Raw genomic sequence first — 20,289 nt, forward strand, 5'->3', positions numbered from 1 at the left:
CGAAATTTGAGTTTATTTAATCGTAACGCGATACGTCACATGCCCACGTTCAGCAGGGGCTAATGTACCACCTAACTCCCACTCTATACCGCCTTCATAACCCGACTGATTGGTTCCATCTACCGTTGTTACATTACAAGAAACAATACTTGCCGGCAGTGATGTCGCAGGAGAAGTACAGCTGATCACTGAGGTTAATTCAGTAAATTCAGGTACAGCATCAAATAGTTTAATAGTATCAATTGGACCCGAACCGTTATTAATGAAATAAATGGTATATTCCAAGGTTTCTCCAGGTCTTGCTTGATTACTACGACTTTCAGCATCGTTTTGGGTGATATTTTTCACTGTTTTCTCTATTTCTAACTCACCCGCTTGACTGAAGCTCACTTTAATTGTGTCAACGTCACTCACTTGATTAGTAACAGCTGTATTAGAGAAAACAATATCTGCATTAAGTTGATAGTTATATATCGCGTTCAACGGAACGTTAGCAGGAACGGTGACTTTGACAATAATACACACTTGCGATGTCGTATCAGCATTTACAGCCGTCGGGTTTGTCACAACACCATCAACACCTGGGTCTAACTCACCATTACAGTTAGCATCAAAATACAATACTTCTGTCCAAGGGTACCCTGTTGGTGAACTATTTTTATTGGCAACAGTAAAGCTGACACTACCTGAAGTATTCACATTATATTTATGGCTGAAGAAGACAGGAACACCAGGCTCCGTTTCTGTATAATTGTCAGGTTCTAACGTTGGCATAGTGACTTTACCAAAGTCGATATTTGCCAAGTAATCACCTGCACTTGCATTAATTAGCATCTGGCTATCAGTTAATGAAGTATTGGTAATTTTACCGACTAAACCTAATGCAGGATCTGTCACATCCACTTCTGAAATATCAATCCAAGCAGCTTGCGGCACCACTTCTAATAAAATATCTTTATCTGCAAATTGAACGGCTAACACTAAGGTATAGCTACCATCACCCAATGTTGTCGTTCTAATAATTTCCTGTCCCATTGTATAGCCAGCAATAGGCGTATCATTAAAAATTGCTCTTACTACATAGTTCGCAATACCGCGTTCTGCGCCTTCTTGGATGCCATTATGTGCCGTAACACCACCAGTCCCATTATCTTCAAATACGGTACCTTCAAGTACTATCTGGTTAATCAAATCAAACTTATAGTCTTCGACCTCACCATCAGGTGCATCTCCTGTTGGAGAGTTACAGGTACCTATAGCACTACATAGACGGAAACGTACAAATGTATCACCATCATAGCCAGACGTTAGACCCGCATCTAAATTAAAGTCAAAGTTCGTTAGTGTTGCGTTAATCGCTTCATCTTCAAAAATTAACTCGCCTGTATCGGTAAAGTCACCATCACCATTAAGATCAACGAAGACATTAAGGAAACCTGACGCTTGTGGTACAGAAATCGGGATTAATGTTGATGTCTCTACAGTAATGCTTGCAGGCATAGCAACACCTTGTTCATCACTAATACCTTTGTTGTCATCTCCTAGAGCATCGACAGAACTATACTGAATAAACTCACTGTCCCAACGAGATCCTAAACTTAAATCTGGATCACCATCAAAGGCCGCATCTCCTTCAGAACCATTATCAAGGTATGTATGATATACCTCACCATAAGAATCTGGCGCATCACCATAATCTCGTGAGTAGTAACACCCTGCGGCATCATTACCTGATAGTGACACATCAAGAGCTTCTGAGACGAAAACCAATTCCCCAGTGATAACATTGAGTTGATAAACTGCTGTTCTATCTGTGAGATCATGGCTACCATCACCATCGGTATCATGGTTACCACCATTCGCAAAGGCATAAAGATTCACACCATTATCTGAGACCATTCCGCCAGCACTTGCACCGCCACTGTTATCCACTGGTAACAAGCCATTAAACGTCACTGCACTGGTCGTAACATTACCATTCGATGGGTCAATTTCGCTGTAATTCCCTCCCGATAAATCAATGCTGTACAGCAGGTTATTATTCGGATTAAAGGCAATATCACCATCAAGGTTAGGTGTTGAAGATAATGTTATAGCGGTAAATTGTTGGGTGAATAAATCAATGCGAATTAAGGCATCGATCGTTCCACTCCAAACGTAAAGATACTGACCATCAGGCGAAACGTCTCCTCGATTAATTCCTGAAATATTAGTGCCAGATCCTGTTCGTGAAAGCACTTGGCTATCCGTAAAGTTTACTGCACCATTACCACTATGATTAAACGTTTGAACGCCATCAGCATAGACCTTACCTAATGGGATAAAGTCAGTACCAAAGCGATCAGTAACAAAGAGGATAAAGTCTTCATTTGCACTGCTACCATCTCTAAATAACCCGTAGAAAAGGCCATTTATTCGGTTATAACCCAGCGCATTTACGCCAAGAATATTCGAGTAATCAGTCAAGCCCATCGGTGAGACTAATGAGTTAAATTCAACAGGATCAACTGTTGGATCAAAGGCAACATAATCGAAGTTACTTCCATTACCTTTTGTTTGAACAATAGTGTCACAAGTATTGACCGTACTTAGAGTAGAAACAAGTATACGATAATCTTCAACTTCACCATCGGCAGCTTCACCTATTGGGTTATTACATCCAGAGCTCGAACATACACGTACCCGCATATAGGTGTAACCTAGGCTGGCATTCGCTGGCACAGTGAAGTTATAAGGGGTTTGAGCATTTGCTGTTGCAGTATTATCTGCCACTATCTGCTCACCAGCATCAGACCAATCACCATTTCGGTTCCAGTCAATCCAAGCATATACTTCTAGCCCAGTAAGATCGGTATCAGGGTCAACTAAGGTGGTGACTTGTATAGTCTCTGGATCGCCAGGTCTCATGGTTGTGTTATAAACCACACCATCTTCATCATTTGGCGTATTTTCAATATCATCCGCAGTCGCTGAAGGATTTTGTAAACTACCATCATCCGTATCTAACTCTGCACCTAAAATGATATCTACTTGACCATCGTCATCATAATCATGCAGTACATGCATCGCACCATTATCAATCTTAGTGGTGTTATAATCGGCATTCGCAGTACCTATTGCGGTATCAGGCGCATCACCAAAATCATACTCCGTAAAGCTAATGGTTTGATCTATGATACATACTTTCTGAAGATTCTTAGCGCCACCTGTTGCCCCAGTAAAGCCGTAGTGAACATTGCTATCACCATTAAAGTCTTGATTAATGAAATCTCGTACTAATGTTTCTTTGAGTACACCATCAAAATAATAATCGAAGGTATTGGTCGATGGGTCCCAGTCAAATATAACTTCATGATATTGATTATCCTCAATATTGTCCAAGTCATGAGTGGTTGTACCAATACGAGTAAATGGGAATGGGGCAGGATCATAAATAGCAGTGTGATCGTTTGCTATATCAAGATAACTCGCTCCATTTGCGTAGGTATCAAAATCAATCGTAACCGCAGGATCTAGCCCCTGAGAGCCTAAACCACCACCAAGTTGACCAATCGCTTGGTTACCAGCAGCAGCATTTTGTAAGGTGAACGTTACACCATCAGCTCCTGCATCGCTATTACCTAAATAAATACCAAAACGCACTCTAAATGGAGCAGCTAAATCGAACTTATCAGTCGTCCAGAATGCACCTCTTTGCGAGTTTAAATTTGGTGTAATAATGATTTCATTGGTATTGTTATCAACAAATGAATTCGCACTTGAAACCATAGTAAATTGCGAGCCCAAAGATAAACAACTGACGTCAGTTAAAGTAACAAAGTGATCTTCTACTTCACCATCATTTGAAATACCCGTTACCGTATTACAATCACCTGCAGTTGAACAATAACGTACACGCGTCCAGAATTGGGTACCAGTTGATGACGACGGTGTTGGTATTGGCAATATGTTATTACCCGCAGTAACAGCCATATCATTAATAGATTGCTCACCAGCTTGGTTCCAATCACCACTGTTGTTCCAATCAACCCATACAGAGACAAACCCACTATGAGTTGCATCCAACTCAATGTATGAACCCGCCATCTTAAGACCAGTATTCGCAATCGTGTTATACAGCACAACCGTAGTGCCGGTTTCATCGTCACCGTTACCTGTTGCACCAGCAGGAAGATTATCACCATCAACTACAGTGTAATGCCCAGTATCAACATCGACACCAGCACCAATATAATTACTCCCCACATGGTGACTTGCCACACCACCAGCAATATAAGTAGCAGGAGCGTCACCATAATCACGGGTTGATAATTCATAATCTTCGACTTCACCATCACCCGCTGAAAGGTCAATATCGGCTTGGGTTAAGACGTCAGTCGTGATACGTAAGCGAAGGTAATGCATGCCTACACCAGAATCATCAACAACATTAAAGGTTAACGATGCTGAACCATTTGCCGTTCCACTCGTATCATTACACGCCGCCTGAGCAAACTCACCCGTATCGGTTAAATCACCGTTCATGTTGAAATCAACCCAGCCATAAACGGTTGCACTTAAGTCACTGGTACCATCATGATCGTTACACGCAACGTTTAAAGTGAGTGTGCCTGAACCTTTGGTATAGGAAGGCAATACAGTGAATGCATCTTCATCATCACCTGTGCCTTTAGTATCGTCATCGGTAGCATCACCATTAGTATCAGTACCATCACCAAAGCCATCGGTATCAACATCACCTGGAACAGTACCTAGATAAATATATGGACTGCCTGTCGCATGCCGTGTACCCAAGCTCGATTCTAACGTATTAAAACCAGCACTTTCAGGGGCATCACCGTAGTCATATACAACATCTAGTGTGATTTTATAATCCTCAACCTCACCATCATCAGCTAATCCATGTGGTGTTGAACAATCCGTCGTATCGCGACAGATACGAACACGTAAGTAGCTAATACCCGTTAACACATCGCTCGGTACATTAAAGCTAAGCGTTTGATCCGTATCTTCATCGGCAGCGGTTAAAGCAAGTGGCGTTGCAGCTTCTGTTGCAACATCAAATACTCCATCACGGTTAAAGTCTAACCAGCCATATAACGTTGCGTTAGCATCAGTATGTACGCGTGTCGTAAATTGTACAGGCACTGCAGGTTGCGCATTAACTGTTGGTGGGATTATAACGCCATCCTCATCAGCACCAACAACATCATCATCAGTAGCATCGCCCGTATTATCGATACCATCAACAAAACCATCGGCTTCTTCATCTGGAGGTGTAACACCTAGATAAACCACAGGCGTTGTTTCCACGATATGCATTGGACCAACACCTTCAGTGGTAAGTTGAACACGATCAGTACCGTAAGAGTCTGGAGCATCACCTAAATCACCTAAACCGATAGCAAGTAAATAATCTTCCACTTCACCATTACCGGCAATTCCCCCCCAATCACTACTGGTTAGTGTATCGGTTGTTAAACGCGTACGTAGGTAAGTCATACCATTGGTTAAACTAATAGCACCTAACCCCGTCCATGTTAATGTGAACTGTCCCTGATTCGTACCATCTGGAACCGTAATAGATTGCGCATCTGCTGCGGTAAAATCACCGCTCTGATCAAAGTCAATCCATACCCATAAAGTAGCGTCAGAACCGGTCGAATTCGTTGCTTCAACAATCGTACTGTAATCTGTTGCATCCAATGGCACTGGAACAAGAATGTTAATACCATCTTCGTCATCAGGGTTAGCATTAACATCATCGCTTCGAGCGAGAAGATCAGGCACGCCATCAGCTTCAGTATCAGCTTGCTGATCACCAAGGTATAACTGGGAAGTAACGATATGAGCAGCACCATTGGTTGCGCTCGACGTATTGTAACTATCTGGTGCATCAGCAAAATCAAACGCACCAATTGCGATACGATAATCTTCTACTTCACCGCCAGCCGCAGTTCCAAATGAGCGAGGATCCTCATTATCACCAGAAACTGTATCTAGTAGCGATTCTGTTGATAAACGCACTCGTAAGTAGGTTTGGTTTAATGCTGCAATATTCGGTATCGAAGGCCAAGTTAGCGTTTCTTGCCCATTGGTTACACCATCTGCAACCACGATTTCATTTGCACTCAATGCTTCTGATTTATCAAAAGCACCATCATTATCCCAATCAATCCATGCATAGAGATAAGCATCGTTACCGCTTGTATTATTAACAATAACTGAGGTGGTAAAACTCGTACTAGCTGATGACAATGCAGTAACCGATACACCGTCTTCATCTGCTGTTGCAGAATTATCATCGGCATTTGCTGCTGCATTTTGCAGCGTTCCGTTATCGTCATCAGGCGCTGTTGTACCAAGATAAACTGTTGCATCAAGAATATGGGCAGCACCACCATCAGAGGCTAAAGTGCGATAATTATTACTACCAATACCAAGGCCAGTATCTGGTGCATCACCATAGTCTTTTGGTGAAACCGTTCCTCCCGTGAAATTACAGTACGCATACACTTCAGGTAGACTCTCTACACCAATACTCCCCGGCAATGTCAAACTGGTTGTATAGGTAGGCGTAGTAGCCCAATTTTCAATCACATCTAAATTCGTTCCACGCCACGCATACAAGCGACCATCTGGACCAAATTTTAATGATTGGACAGTTCCAGGCATACCACTTACTGCAGTCACAGTATCCGTCGCTATGTCATAGTAAGTGAGAGGACCGTTATCACCACCACCAGCATTTTCGAAAAACACACGTTGACCATCAGGAGAAAATCTTGGTGATGAGCCTACGCGGGCAATGGTATTGGTTACCGAAATCACATTATTTATCTGACCTGTATTAGCATCGAAATCACCAATAAAGATTGCACTAATACCATCTTTCGCGATAGCTAGTTTACCTGTGACTGGTGAGTAATCCATTGCCCCTTTACTGTTCGAACCATTAGAGCCCGGTACTGAACTAGTAACAGGTGAGAAAGATATACCCGTTGAAGTTAATGCATACGCTTGTAATTGCCCACTTTGATTAAGTGTTAATAACCATGAGTCCGAACGATTACGGTGTGGCACCACCAATTGAGATTCCAACCCAGAACTACTTTGAATAGTCCCTAAGTTACTCACACTCGATGTTGAAAAATCTAACTCGCCAGCACTAATTTGGGAGAAGTTATTACCAAAAATATAGAACTTATTAAGATCACCACCAGGTTTAGGTGTTATTGCAATAGGGAAATCAGCAGAGGCACCTGTTGGGAATGGTACTGATATAACTGCATTTGTTTGACCATGGTAAATATTACTACCATCACCATAAGCAATCACTTCACCATTGAGTGGATCGGTAATTGTAACAGTACCTTCCGTTCCCCCAGCGCCAGTAGCCATGTTCGTACCATTAGCTTGTGTAATGGTTGGATAACCGCTTCCGTCTGGATTAGTGAAGTCGATAATTGCTCGATTACCACCTTGTACCCACCATTTTTGAGTGAGATCAGCGCTATTTTCACAATTTTGAATAACGTAGTTTGTCGTCACTACAAATTGATAATCTTCCACTTCACCATCAGATACCGTTGATGCGAAATCTGCATCTGTTAACGATTCAGTGGTAATTCTAAAGCGTGCATAGTAATTACCATTATTGAGGCTCGAAGTAGTAAAGGTGAAATTGAAATTAGCGTTGGATGTTCCTGCATTGACGGTTTGAACTTCCGCTTCAGTGCTATCAAATTGCCCGTCATGATTGCTGTCAAACCAACCAATAAGTGTTGCATTGCCTGCGCTATTATTTGTCGCAGAAACGGTAATTGATACACTGGTATCTCCAGCATACATAGTCGTGAAGGTCACAAGGCCATCTTCATCATCTATACCACCTGCAGGATCGCCCGCAGTATCATCATCCGTTGCATCGACATTATCATCAGTGCCATCGCCCCATGCGCCAGTATCGGCATCAGGTGTTACTGAACCTAAGAAAGTTTGTTGTCCGCCATTTATCAGATTGTGCACAGCATCGCCAAAACTTGCCGGTGCATCACCATGGTCTGCACCATTAGAGGTTCGCCATAACACCTCACCCGCACCATTATTCGGGTAGTAATTCAGCAGATCAGTATTCGATGTAAAGATCGTACCTGTTGATGAATTTACAATACCTGATTGCCAAATAGCTGTAGGTGATGGTGGTGGTAAGATAGCATCATCAATACCGTCTAGGTTGCTATCAGTTCCTGATAATACATTGGTAAGATTCGCTTCATCGGTATCACCCGTTTCAGTATTATCATCGTCTGTATCACGCCAATCAGGATTATCTGTTCCATCATTATTATTTGGCGTAATACCATCTTGACCATAATTAGCTGTAATATAAGCAGTATTTAAACCGTTATTCGCAGCATAAGTAGCTAGAGAGTCATTATTAGGTGGGATATAGCCTGCGGTAGTTTGCGCCTCAACATTATCAGGGATACCATCATTGTCACTATCTAGATCAACGTGATCATCAATACCATCTTTATCAGTATCTACTGTTTCAATGTAATCTTTTATCGCAAAATCAACACCGCATAATGCATAATCATTACCGCCACCACTGGTTAAACCACCCGAAGCAACAAAATTATTTTTAACCGCTAACTGTGATAGTGGCTCATCCGTCGCTGGCGTGTAGTCAAAGGTATAATATTGCTCGCCTCCAACAATAGTCTCATTAGGGTTTATTGCAGTACCGTTTATGACCCCTTGAGTTCTTGTCATAGGTCCTTGTGACATCAATACCCTTAATTGATATGTCACTCCACCTTGTAGTGTCGCGGTTGGTAAATACGTATTTAAAACACGATAAAAGTTACCATTAAAAGCTAATGCTCCGCCGCCATTTTGAGGTGGGCATCGAGGACTTGTTGTATCGAACTCATTACATAAGGTTAAAAAGCCATAAAATCTGCCACTAGAGCAACTCCCGCCATAGTTCTGCCAAATGTTGTTTACTTGGGGGTGACCAGAACTCGCCATACCATTTTGCCCAGCACAAGCTAATGGAGAGCCATTATGATTATTATCTCCCATTCCACCGACATGTGCTGGCGCGCCATAATTACCATCACCAGTATGTTTTACTAATGGACACCCATTCGGGTTGTTAGGATCTGCTGATTCAAAATAATCAGTATAAAGATAATTTGCTGCGGTGATCATTTCATCAACATCTAAGATACCGTCATTGTCATCATCGACATCAATATCATCCATTACACCGTCATTGTCGGTGTCTGTTGTTGATGCATCTCTATTACTTCTGTGTGTAAATGTCACTGGAACAGCATAGTCTTCCACTTCACCATCTGTTGCCGTATTCGTTGCTCGAGGATCCGAGTCAGAACCTGTCGCCGTTGTACTTAAAGTATTCGATGTAATACGAGCACGAAGATAGCGAGTACCAAATTTCGGCACGATTCCATTCCAGTTTATCGTTTCTGTGTATGTCCCAGATCCTGCATTAACAACTGCTGTTTCTAACTCATCAACATCAAAAGTGCCGTTACCGTCACTATCAAACCAGACGTAAAGGTTCGCGTTAGTTGTATGATTATTTGTAACCGAAATATTAACACTGAAATTAGTATCATCCGCTTCTATGGTTTGAATTACTGCAATACTGTCTTCATCATTAATGCCATTTACTGGATCATCGACTGTATCATCATCGGTTGCGTCACCATTAGTATCAGTGCCATCACCCCAGTTACCAGAATCAAGGTCAAGGGCTGTACCTAATTTAATATCGCTACTACTACCTAAATGCGAAGCGCTACCAAAACTTGAAGGCGCATCACCGTAATCAGCACCACGCACCTCCACCATATAATCTTCAACTTCACCACCCTGCACATAACCAAACCAGTCATCAGCCGTTAGTGAGGTATTAGCAATACGCACACGTAAAGCAACAGGCCCTACAGTTAATGCCGTGATATTATTCCACGTCAATGTCACTTTATTCGTAAGGTTATTATTACCTGTTGGATAGTTATCAGCACTGAAAGACGTGTTAGAGAAAGGAGTACTATTCGCAGCAACATGTAATTCATCAACCACTTCATTACTACTAAATTGACCATCACCATTAATATCTAACCATGCTACTAATGTCGCGGTTGAACCTGAGCTATTATTGACAGCCACATCAACACTATAAGTACCAGTATTAGAGAAATAAATTGGCAACGGTGTATTAATACCGGTTTCATCATCTGAGCCAGTTGTATCATCAGTATCAGCGATTGCACTTGGTATTACGGAATACTCGGAATCAATAGTACTCGCACCTAAATACAAGCCACTACTGTAGTTATGAGCAGGACCATCACTTGCTATGGTTGTTTTATAACTATCAGGCGCATCACCTAAATCAATCTTGTTGCTTGCTGATAAGAAATAATCTTCAACCTCACCATTAGACGCTACTCCCAGTGAACGCTCATCAATATTAACGGTACTACTGTCATCAGCAAGCATGTCTGTGGTGATACGTAAACGAACACCATAAGTAGTATTGTTTGATGTCGCGACATCATTCAACCAGCTTAAAGAATAGGTTTGCGTACCACTATTAGCAGGAATAAGTTGCACACCATAAGGTTGAGTTACAGCTTGTTGGATTAACTCATCTGATTCAAAGCTTCCGTCCCTATCCCAATCAATCCAAGCATAGAGGTAGGCACTTAAACCTGAGTTATTTGTGACTGAAACATCAGCTTGATAACCGGCACCATTGCCCATTACAGGTAGAATGAGTGTGACTAAACCGTCTTCATCGTTAGTCGCATTTAAATTATCACCATCCGCATTTGCTGATTGTAAAGAGCTTGTATCAGCATCAGGAGCTTGGCTACCCAAATACAACGTCGTTAATGCATCAATGCTATGGTATGGACCATTGTTTTCAAAATCAGTTTGATAGTTATTAACCGCTGTACTACTCGATGTATCAGGTAAGTCACCGAAGTCAACACCACCTAGTAAGATGCTGTAATCTTCCACTTCACCATCACTTGCCATACCGCCATAATCAGTAACTGTTAGAGGATCAGTCGATAAGCGGAAACGGATATAACTCATGCCTTCTGTTAAATAACGAAGCTGATCTTGATTGAATGAGTAGGTATAACTGCCGTTTTGACCAGAAGCAATAGTTTCCACTCGCCCTTCAATCGTATCAAATACACCATTACGATTAGCGTCAATCCAACCAATAAGATAGGCATTACTGCCAGATGTATTCCGAACATTTAAATCAACAGAATAAATAGTAGAACCGGAAGGAATGGGTAATAAGGTTGAAGTCACACCATTTTCATCATCACTACCGGAGAGATCATCACCAGAGGCATCCAGCGATGCTTGCGCACTCAGATCAGAATCAATATTTGATGAACCAAGGTATAAGTTAGCAGTGTTACTAATAAGGTGATAAGCACCACCTAAAGAAGGATCAACACCGTAATTATCAGGCGCATCACCTAAATCAATATCACTCATTATTATCAGGTGATCTTCTATTTCACCAATACTATCTCCGCCTATTGATGAGACTTCAGATATATCATTTATTGCACGATTAATAAGGCGTAAACGCATAAATAAATGTGTGTGGTTGCTTGGTGAGATACCATTCCACTCTAACTCTGTTCTGGCTTGTACCGCTCCTGCAGGCACATAAGCATATTGCCCTTCTGAATCTTCAAATAGACCATTACGATTAAGGTCAATCCAACCGACTAAGGTTGCCATCGTCGTTAATTGATTAGTCGTTGGTATATAAAGTTTATAATCGGTAGATGAGCTTTGAATAGGAACAATATTTAATCCGCTCTCATCATTAGTATTATCTGAATTATCAGCATTCGCGTTTGCATCTTGAAGAGTACCTTGTTCTGCATCAGGTATCGTTGAACCAATATAAAGATTGTTATCGATAAATTGGTAAGGGCCACCATGCGCATCAAGAGTGAGATAATTTTCAGCAGTTGTGGATGAACTTGAATCTGGTGCATCACCAAAATCAATATCACCAATTCGGATCAAGTAGTCTTCGACTTCACCATCATAAGTTTTCCCTCCTTGGGTATTACACGTTTCCCCACTACTACATAAGCGCACTCTTAGGAAACGTTCGCCTGGTTGAACGCTATTTGGAATAGAGACAGGATAGGTATTATCACCAACAACAGCAGTGGTATCTGTGATCACTTTTTCTGTTGAGTTATCTAGAACACCATCACCATTAAAATCAATCCAGCCATGCACTTGACGTCCGTTATCACTCTCTTCTTGAATATTTATGACAATGTCTACATTTGAACCAATAGAATTACCAAAAAGTGGGAAAGTTACCCCATCTTCATCATCTGTACCGTCATTATCATCAGCATCTGCAGCGGCATTTTGAGTACCGCCATCACCATCCCACAATGTGCCCAAGCGTAGATCTGAAGTGCCATTTTTATTAGCATCTCTTTCAGCATGGTAAGCCTGATCACCAGTTAATAACGCATCACCAGTATCAGAAAGTACAGCGCTAACATTTAAGGCATAAATATTACTTAATCCGGTATCGTCAACGATAAATAAACTAATTTTACGATTACCATCAATACCGCTGTTATCTTGGAAATATATCGAACGCATTAAGGCGCCAGTGGCGGTCGGTGTCGCATCATCGGTAGTAAAATTAATTTGTAGCGCAACCCCATCACCATCTTTCGCAGGATCTACAACACCAATTAAATCACCTTCATAAAAGACTTCATTTGTTACATTATCAAAGCGAATTTCTCCAGCGCCATCACCAACCGACTGAATATATACTCGCTCATTTATGGCATCTTGGTAGCTAGGCGTTATTTTTAACTGCCCAGTGTTATAGTGCGTACTGTCTAAATCCGTAGAAGTTGCATCATTACCATTATCTAAATGAACTAAATCACCAGAGAAGTAACCTGAAAAGTCACCATGAATATCATGCAATTCTGGCGCTCGTGGATCGGGAACAATATAAGTAACGGTGAAATAACTATCGACATAAGTTCCTGTTGTATCGATCACTTGGAACGTCATTGGATAAATACCAGGATCTAACCCTGTACCTACAGGACCGGGTGTAAAGGTAAATGTATTGGGGGTAGGCTCTGTAAGAGCACCATTGATATCACCGAGGCTAAGCACTTCAATATTAGTGCCTGTTACCGTAAAACTATAGCTATTTCCTTTTTTTACAACAACTTCATCACTTGGATAACCGGAATAGTCTGCTATTTCAGCAGCCCCTTTTAATTCCCACATAATATCGTAGTGGGTTTTTGATTTCATATTGCCTTGGTCATCATAGTCTTCGACGACGATACCAGCACTATACAAGCCAGCGGCTAAATTACCTGAGTTCGTCCACGTTAATAAGCCCGTATTTTCATCAATCGACATACCACCAGGGTTAGCTCCTCCCCCTAGTTCTGAAGTATTTGCCATACGGAATTTTGTGCTATCACCATCAGGGTCCAAAGCAGGAATAAGTTTTTGGTAATTTACAAGTACCGTACCATCAGTATAACGTTGCGGTACTTGATATAGGATTGGCATATCTATTAAAGGTGAACGGTTACCATTTTTTAATAGAATTGTTGACTGAATACTCCAGCTACCATTCGAGTTATTTTTTAACCCTGCAATACGACAACAAGAATTATAAGCAGCCGTATAAGTTGTATTTAAATCGAGATTTTTAAATACAATCTCTTTAACTTCTAGTCTATAAGCGCCATTAACATTTTGATCTACTGTAATTGTTTGACTAGTCGGAGATATTGTAGGAGATAAAGATACTGCCCCCTGACAACTAGCTCCTATTCGACATGCTGTTTTTAAAGTAACGATAACGTCATTCTTGTTACCATCGCCATCCAAGTCACTTGAAACCCATGTCATCGCACCACCACGCCAGTGAGATGCATAACTTGCGTTTGAAAATGAAGCAATAAGTAAGAATATTATAAATACAAAAATAATTTTAAGTATATTATGATTATCTATTCTCATATTTCTTATTCCTATTTGAATAATTCTTTGAAAACAAAATATTAAAAATTAGTCTAATAACTGATATTTAAGAATTCGGCTGGAACCTTTGTTATCAGTCATAGATAAATACAAGCCCGTGATATCACCTTCAATAGGAAGGACAGCAATCGATTCAATCTTTTGATTTTTATTTTCTTTTTGAATATCTTTTGCCTCAAAGTACATTCCAATATCACGTCTAAAATGAATATAATCTAAATGTATAGGCGCAACGTAGTTTATATATTCTTGTTTGTTAGATTTATTTATTGGGATAAACGATGAAACGTAAAGAGTATTATTTAAGGGATTAATTGCTAAATCTGAAACTAGGGCTCCTACACCATCATAACTAGGGGTAAGAATGTCGTAAGTTGTTACATTCACAAATCGGTTTGCATTATCAAAATCAATTAAGTCTGATTTATTAAACTCAAATAGCGTATTCTGAATACCATTATGACCAACTAAGTAAATCATATCGTTATTTTCAACACTTCCAACAAACGAAATGTCATCCTGATGAGCTATAAATTTTTCTAACTGTGTGTTTAAATCGGAAGAATTTACTTGAGAAATGTATTCTGAACTTATTAATATATCGTTGGTTTTATCTATTAGTTTTAATGTCTTACTTTCATTAAACTGATAAATATTTTTCTTGTTTTTTATTATAATCTTCTTATTGTTTGTAGATAGATTCACCGGAGATTCAAGAGATATTGCAAACTCATTTTGATATCTCAAAATACACGACTGCACAGAAGAAGAAACCAGTAAACATAACAATATAATACTGTATATATACATAGCCCCTCCCCAAAAACAAATTTACCCCTACAGAGAACAGGCAATTTTTACGCCAAGTAATCACGGAAAATATGACATTTTTGAGGATAATTATTTCATAGAATAGTTAATTCCCCCCTCTCGGTTAGCTTTACATAAAAGGGAAGTTTGTCGCTTATAAATAAAAAAAGCCTCTATGAGAGGCTATTTAGAACAAGTAACAGTTATTAATTACGCTTCGTGGGCGCGAATTTCACGAAGGTAACGATAGATTGTATGAATAGATATATCTAATCCTTTCGCTGCAATTTGTGCACTATCTTTTAGATCAAAAATGCCTAATTCATGTAAACGAGTTACTATCTCACGGCTTTTTTTCGATGGCGGGATACTGCTATCATTCACCACTTGTTCTCGCACATTTTCAATTGAACTGTGCATCATTTCATCATTATTTCTTGCGAACGTTTCTGATGTTACTCCAAACTCAAAATGCGAATGGATATTAGGTAACAAACTTTGCATCATCGACTGAAACGGTGCGTCTAAATTAGAATTTACGCATAACATACCAATTGCTTTATTTTGTTTATTTCGAATAATGGTTGTTAATGAGCGTAATGTTTTACCATCAGGACTTTTGGTAATATAAGCATCAGAAACATCTTTACCTTCATTCAGCTTTACTAACGCAATATTCGTGATTGGTGCACCGACTTCACGCCCTGTAATATGACCATTCGCAATTTTAATAATTGATGGGTTATTTGCATCCAAACAATGTAGTAGCACTTCTGTATGCTCTCCCCACATTGCCGCAATACCATCAACGATATTCTCCATCGCACGGAGGATGTCGTAATCGCTTTCGGTTAATTCATTCACGCTTGATCCCCTCTTTGAACATAACGTTCCCAATGACTTCATTGTTATTATTGTATCAATAATAATACATTCAGAGTATCTACGTTTTTCTCTTTAAATGAAAATAAAGAAGAATTCATAAAAACAGTGCGACTTTCTAGAAATAGAAAAAGCCATTGCATAATCATATCCCGATGAACATGATTACTTGCAATGGCTCTTATAATTCTTGTTACTTATGCCGACATAATATCAATGATTGTTGCATCAGTATTTACCATACCAAATCGAACCATCTTACCGACATTACGAATAGTTGTTTCAACATCTTCAGCAACAATGCCTTGAGATTGCGCTTCATGATTTTCAATTGCCATTAAAAAGCTCATTACCGCAGAGTTTGTTGAGCTTTTAACTTTCATAGCACACGTTGATTTCGCGCCATCACAATACATACCAGTGGTATCACTTAGGGTATTTTGAATCGCTGAACACATTTGCTCAAAATTACCACCTGCTAGATAAACCATACCCATAGCAGCTGCAGAACTTGTTACTGCATTACCACAGAATGGTGATAGTGGCGGATAGAATGATTTCATATAAATAGCGCCAAGGTGGCTCATGATTAACGCGCGTGCTAGTTGTTCTTCAGAAGAGCCATAATGCTTAGCCATTCCAACTATCGGCATAGTTGCAGCAATACCTTGATTACCACTACCGAAGTTACTCATGGCAGGTAATGTTGCACCACCCATGCGAGCATCTGATGCCGCAGCAGTACGCATTACTATATTGTTAATTAAACCATCGCCAAATAGCCCTTTCGCAATGCTTTTTTGAATAGTTCTACCTACCTCTAAACCATAGGCATGTTTTAAACCTTCATCTGATAACGCACTATTTAAATCGCGCGCTTCTAGAATAAATTTAATCTCTTCAAAATCAACGCTGGTAGCAAACTCATAAATACCTTTGATTGAGATGTCGACACCTTCACACACAGACGCCGTTGATTTTGGTTTCTCACCGGTACCTTCATCAGAAGACGCATCAAACACAACTTTGCCATTCAGCATTTTTTTCACAACTTGTGTATGACCACCGCTAATTTCAACCATCGCGACATCATCACCCGCTTTGGCCTCTACACAACAGTAAATAAACTCTTTAACGTCTTTACGACCAGCTTTAATTTTACCGTTATCAATCAGTTGTTGCGCTTTCTCTACATCTTCTGCCGTAATATTTACCAGCACTTCTAAACCACCGTTAGGGTTACCGCCAATAGCACCAGCAGCGGAGGCAATAGGTAAACCAATACGCCCTGTACCTGGTACAAAAACTCCCATAGAATTTTTGAATAGGTTATCAGAAACCTTAACGTCTAATTCTTCAGGTGCTCGACCAAGTAGCTCAGCAGCAACGGCTGATGCATAAGCGGCTGAAATAGGCTCTGTACAACCAAACGCAGGTTTAACAACTGTATTGATAATATTTTTATATTGCTGCCATTGTGTATTCATAAGTAACCCCTAACGGTTTTATTTTTATTGTTTAATGCAGTTCTAATTATTTACGGTGTGCAATCGCTTCAATTTCAACCAACGCGCCCATAGGTAAATCTTTCACTGCAAAACAGCTTCGTGCAGGGCATTCTGTTTTAAAGAAATCAGCATAAACTGCATTAAATGCAGCAAAGTCTTCAATGTTTGCTAGGTAACACGTTGTTTTTAAAACCGTATCCATGTCACCACCGCCTGCTTCAAGAACAGAACGTAAGTTAACTAATGACTGGCGAGATTGTTCTGCAATACCACCATCAACAATGCCACCTTTCTCTTTACACACAGGAAGCTGACCTGATGTAAAAATCAAATCGCCAAATGCATTACCGTGTGAATAAGGACCAATTGCATCTGGTGCTGATTTAGATGTGATTACTTTTGTCATAATTTTTATCTCGCTATCGAAAATTCAAATTTAGTTTAACCCTTAAAAATCAATAATTGCAATTTTTTTTGCGTTTATTTTTGAGATCAATATTTCCATATATAAAAATTATTTTTTAAACCACTGATAAATAGAGATAAATAAGAAAATAATATCAATAAAACGCCACTATGTAAAAATATGTTAATAGCATTGTGGTAAAAATGATTGAACAAAAAGTAATATTAAAATATATTTGCATAAAAATAAGACAGCAAAAAAGATAATTACTCAGCTTAATTGCAATTTTTTTTTCATTTAACGACACAGAACAAATAGGCGCCGCATGAAAAAACAACTTATACAAGCAGGTTTAAAGGCAATCTTCCCGCTCTGCGTAGGGGCATTCCCATTTTCATTTATTGTGGGAGCAATCAGTATTAACGCTGGTATGGACGTTCTACAAAGTACGTTATGGTCACTGACTGTTTTTGCAGGCTCAGCACAGATGGTTGCGCTTGGTCTGGTGCAATCTTCAACGGAATTGATTGTGATTGCGTTAACAACCTTTGTTATCAACTTACGCCACATTCTATATAGCGCGTCACTGTCTGAATATGTAAAAGAATACTCGATGCCGACACGCGCACTAATGGCATACGGCTTAACCGATGAGGTATACGCTGCAACCGTTGGTGAGATGAAACATGAGAAACCAGGGCGTCATTGGTTTTATTTAGCGGCAATGTTTGGTTTTTGGGTGAACTGGGTTGTTGCTGATTTCTCTGGTGCCATGATTGGTTCGTATTTTCCTCACATCGCCGATTACGGTTTAGATTTTGCGATGGTTGCCGCCTTCATTGCTATCGTTATCCCACAAGTTAAAAATCGTGAGTGTATTGTTGCTGCAGTCGTCGCTACAGTAACCGGAATCTTACTTTCAGGCCTTCCTTATTCACTAGGCTTAGTTGTAGCGGCTGTCGTTGGTGTGTACGCAGGCTACAAAATGGATTTATCAACTGAGCGTATGGAAGCCGAGTTGAAAGAAGAAGTTCGTCACGAAATTAAAAAAGAAGATAAAGAGCAAAACAATACTCAACCAATCAACGCAATCGCTGAATAATAAGGGCTACTTTTATGGATTCTCATGCACATATCGCTTTAAGTAACGAATTTGTAATTTACTTATCTTTAGTGATGGCTGTAGCCACATTTATTATCCGTTTCGCGGTTATTGGTATGGCAGGACGCTTCAATATGTCTGAGCGTTTTAAAAAGACATTACGCTTTGTACCTGTAACAGTATTGCCAGCAATCATTGCAGTAGAAATTCTAGGTAAAGGTTCAAACTTTGCCTTTAACCTTGAAAACCCAAAAGTGCTCGCTGCGATTGTTTGTACTATCGTTAGTCTTCGTTTTGGACTTATCTGGGTGGTAATTAGTGGCTTAATCTCATTAGTCATCTTCCAAAATTACTTAGAACCAATTACTCAGTTCTTAACGCATTTCATGGCGTAACAATTAAGACTGATACACAAAAATCCCGAGTTTAGCTCGGGATTTTTTTTAATTACGTTCATCCAATAACAATTTTTTGATTCGGTTGCCTGTGTTACACCTGTTCGTCATGAAGAACAGTAGATAAAATATGATATTAGAGGGACAATTCTTTATTATCATTTCTAGGCTAAATCACTATCAGTGAAATTTAGCATCTTTAGATAACTTGTTTATTTAGCGAAGCATAAACTTGTATGTTCTAAATGTATTTATATAAAGAAATCATTAATAGTAATGAACAGTTAATTTTTAATACCATAAAACAAAACAGCCCAAGATATAATAGTTATATTATTTCTTAGGCTGAATGTTATTCTCATAATCTATAAAGAGTATGAGTTATAATTTATCGTTTTTAGATGAAACGAATTTTTACTGCTTTTAGCTTATTGCTTGAATCGTCAAGAGAAAATTCAACCATGCTACCAGATGAAGGCTGTGAATGACTGCATACTTGAGATGCGTCAAAACGAATATCGCCACCAAGATCGCTAGTAATTAAGCCAATCTTTTCTACTGGATTGAAGCTACGAATAATACCTGTTTGTGAAGTCATAGTTATATTTCCTTTCAGCCCAAACAGCGCTTTAAATTAGCGGTTTTGTTTGTGGCTATCAATTTGAGTTCGAATAGTTAAAACCACCAATTAATAATAACTGTGGTAATTATCGTTTTACTCATTGACCTACTACTTCTGAGCTAAAAGATCACCCTTCTTTTAGCCGATCATTGCGCCTTTCGTTTGCAACAATAACGAATAACAATGTTAGAAATGACGTTTTGATTAAAAAAACACATGAGGTCCGAGTAACAGACGAGATAGACATTAAACGCTAAATTTTATTCTGTAAATATTTTTATGTCTTTTTTTTGTAAAAAACTGTGGATAACCACTGAAGAAAAACCTTAGCCATTGTTTTTAAAATAAAAAAATATCGTTTTCTATTTATTATAAAAACCATAACGCGGTCAAAAAACAAACAAAAATAGAGGCAAAACCTACAATAA

8 protein-coding genes are annotated in these 20,289 nt (G+C 39.5%); 2 read left to right on the forward strand and 6 right to left on the reverse strand.

Annotated elements, in window-relative coordinates; genetic code table 11:
* Positions 1 to 12: 12 nt before the first annotated feature.
* The 5 genes from BTO08_RS14835 to BTO08_RS14855 form a co-directional block, all read right to left on the reverse strand.
* Entirely contained in the window at positions 13 to 14,115 is a 14,103-nt protein-coding gene (locus BTO08_RS14835; protein WP_105061495.1) for an L-type lectin domain-containing protein, read from the reverse strand.
* A 48-nt stretch (positions 14,116 to 14,163) separates the two neighbouring features.
* Complete coding sequence (locus tag BTO08_RS14840) at positions 14,164 to 14,946, reverse strand: hypothetical protein (protein ID WP_105061496.1); 783 nt, start codon at positions 14,944 to 14,946, stop codon at positions 14,164 to 14,166.
* A 210-nt stretch (positions 14,947 to 15,156) separates the two neighbouring features.
* On the reverse strand, positions 15,157 to 15,810 hold the full coding sequence (locus BTO08_RS14845) for a helix-turn-helix transcriptional regulator (RefSeq protein WP_105061497.1): 654 nt from the start codon (positions 15,808 to 15,810) through the stop codon (positions 15,157 to 15,159).
* A 215-nt stretch (positions 15,811 to 16,025) separates the two neighbouring features.
* Entirely contained in the window at positions 16,026 to 17,315 is a 1,290-nt protein-coding gene (locus BTO08_RS14850; protein WP_105061498.1) for a serine dehydratase subunit alpha family protein, read from the reverse strand.
* 46 nt (positions 17,316 to 17,361) lie between these two features.
* Entirely contained in the window at positions 17,362 to 17,742 is a 381-nt protein-coding gene (locus BTO08_RS14855) for a RidA family protein (RefSeq protein WP_008989716.1), read from the reverse strand.
* A gap of 325 nt (positions 17,743 to 18,067) precedes the next feature.
* Here BTO08_RS14855 and BTO08_RS14860 point away from each other — a divergent pair, with 325 nt between their 5' ends.
* On the forward strand, positions 18,068 to 18,844 hold the full coding sequence (locus BTO08_RS14860) for an AzlC family ABC transporter permease (protein ID WP_105061499.1): 777 nt from the start codon (positions 18,068 to 18,070) through the stop codon (positions 18,842 to 18,844).
* 14 nt (positions 18,845 to 18,858) lie between these two features.
* On the forward strand, positions 18,859 to 19,239 hold the full coding sequence (locus BTO08_RS14865; protein WP_105061500.1) for an AzlD domain-containing protein: 381 nt from the start codon (positions 18,859 to 18,861) through the stop codon (positions 19,237 to 19,239).
* 397 nt (positions 19,240 to 19,636) lie between these two features.
* On the opposite strand, the gene BTO08_RS14870 is transcribed toward BTO08_RS14865, so the two are convergent.
* A complete protein-coding gene (locus BTO08_RS14870; protein WP_006644747.1) occupies positions 19,637 to 19,837 on the reverse strand; it encodes a hypothetical protein in 201 nt (66 codons plus the stop codon).
* Between the last annotated feature and the right edge of the window lie 452 nt (positions 19,838 to 20,289).

This window comes from Photobacterium angustum (genome assembly GCF_002954615.1).
In the GTDB taxonomy this organism is placed as follows: Bacteria; Pseudomonadota; Gammaproteobacteria; order Enterobacterales; family Vibrionaceae; genus Photobacterium; species Photobacterium angustum_A.

Bases quoted from the DNA above. Each gene is read 5' to 3' on its own strand.
- BTO08_RS14835 (WP_105061495.1), bottom strand. From the start codon at position 14,115: ATGAGAATAGATAATCATAATATACTTAAAATTATTTTTGTATTTATA.
- BTO08_RS14840 (WP_105061496.1), bottom strand. From the start codon at position 14,946: ATGTATATATACAGTATTATATTGTTATGTTTACTGGTTTCTTCTTCT.
- BTO08_RS14850 (WP_105061498.1), bottom strand. From the start codon at position 17,315: ATGAATACACAATGGCAGCAATATAAAAATATTATCAATACAGTTGTT.
- BTO08_RS14855 (WP_008989716.1), bottom strand. From the start codon at position 17,742: ATGACAAAAGTAATCACATCTAAATCAGCACCAGATGCAATTGGTCCT.
- BTO08_RS14860 (WP_105061499.1), top strand. From the start codon at position 18,068: ATGAAAAAACAACTTATACAAGCAGGTTTAAAGGCAATCTTCCCGCTC.
- BTO08_RS14865 (WP_105061500.1), top strand. From the start codon at position 18,859: ATGGATTCTCATGCACATATCGCTTTAAGTAACGAATTTGTAATTTAC.
- BTO08_RS14870 (WP_006644747.1), bottom strand. From the start codon at position 19,837: ATGACTTCACAAACAGGTATTATTCGTAGCTTCAATCCAGTAGAAAAG.